The sequence below is a fragment of the Paenisporosarcina sp. genome (assembly GCF_049671445.1).
Taxonomy (GTDB): domain Bacteria; phylum Bacillota; class Bacilli; order Bacillales_A; family Planococcaceae; genus Paenisporosarcina.
Map to the genome: position 1 here is coordinate 1 of NZ_JBATUX010000120.1, position 1,758 is coordinate 1,758.

General features: G+C 36.5%; 2 pseudogenes. Both read right to left on the reverse strand.

From position 1 onward, the window contains the following. Positions 1-144: pseudogene (locus WBG45_RS15605) on the reverse strand (MFS transporter); the annotation flags it as partial. After that, positions 141-1,568, reverse strand: a pseudogene (locus tag WBG45_RS15610) (FAD-binding protein). The pseudogenes WBG45_RS15605 and WBG45_RS15610, both read right to left, overlap by 4 nt. Positions 1,569-1,758: the final 190 nt, after the last annotated feature.

Here is a 1,758-nt window from a genome sequence, read left to right on the forward strand (position 1 = left end):
CGTTAGTGCAAATAATCCATATGCCCAGCCAAACTGTGTGTAACTGCTTCCGACATTTTTTAGTAGCAATACATAGAACGGAAAAATCATGCTTGCGGCCATTCCGATAGTTCCTTGGTAAATAATAAATTTTTTGTAATTCATTTATGATACTCCTCATAGAAAAGATTCATGAACCGTTCGTCCGGATCATACTTTTCTTTCATTTCAAAGAATTCCTCAGTTCTAGGGTATGCCTCTTTTAACTGTTCCTTTGTTGGGTAGTGATAGTAAGGGAGATAGTAGGTACCATCATGTTTTAACGTCACATCAATCATATTTCGAATGACTCGCCCCGTTGTTTCGATACTTTCCTCGCTTGTACCTTGGTTAATAAGCATGACTAGCGCAAACATATCATCAGTTGCGTAAGACATAACGGCTTCATCATTTTCCCCCACATACCGAACAGTAATATTTAATAGATTAAAGTCTTTTTCATCTTTAAGAGTGTCTCTTAGTTAATCAATAAAGGAGGTATAGTGGTCGACTGGTACAAAATATTCCTGTAGTACTTGTGTTTTGTTAGCGCTGTTGTAGTCCATAATTAACGAATCAGACCGCATCACATTATTTCTTGAAATGTACGTACCATCTAACCGCTCATTATATTCTTTTTGAGTATTCCAAAAGACATTTTCTCCCCAGTCATTTGTTCGTGAAAGCCCCAGAAAAAATTTCGGAACTGCAATAATACTTTCACGTTTCAAAGAAGTGTAACCCTCTAATAGGGATTGATTATCAGCTGTAGCGTAATCGGTAACATACATTTCGGTTAAATAGCTGTTAGGTGCTACAGAAATCCTAGCAAGATGCATTTTTACATCATCTTTATGCAAAACATTTTTTGTGAAGTAGGAACTGTATTCATCATACGAAATGGCTTCTGTAGTCACTTGATATAGTTCATCTTTCGTCAATTGTAAGGTCACATCCAGGATTACGCCGAATAAACCGTATCCTCCATTTACCAAATTGAATAGTTCGGGATTTTCGTCGCGACTGACATTTAAGACTTGGCCTTGTGCATTCAGTAATCTAAAGGAATCAACTGTTTCAATGAGTGTATGATTTCGGATATCTCGACCGTGAACATTTACACTCATCGAACCTCCCACTGTGAATATATTCTGTGATTGACTAACTTTTAACGCAAGACCATAAGGATTTATGTATGATTGAATATCTGCCCACGTCACACCACTTTGCACAGTGATGAGCATATTTTTTTCATCTAATCCCAGGATTTTATTATATTGCTTCATGTCGAGCAAAATCCCGTCTGGATAAAGGGTTTGACCACCTTGACTATGCTGCATTCCAGCAATCGAAATCTTGTCGTTATTGTGATTTGCCTTACGAACGATACTCTTTATTTCATGCTCACTATCGCTTGATTTGACCGATTTGATTTTGACAGGTAAAAGTCGTCCACGGTCTTCAACAACGGGACTATCAAGTTGAGTTTGATAGAGCATCAGTGATCCTGCAAATACAACTGAGTATAATACAATTACTAAATTGCTCATTCTGAAAATTTTAATCAACTCCTTGTAAAGGGAAAAATATAATAAGAAAAGGTTGCCGAAGCAACCTTGTAAACATGTTATCTATTACTTATTTGCCAGACGCATATATTGCGCTAAAATTCGTTTCTTTATCGTTCTTAAAAAGTCTCACAATCTCATATGTTTTGTCCAAGTTGATTTTATATAACTC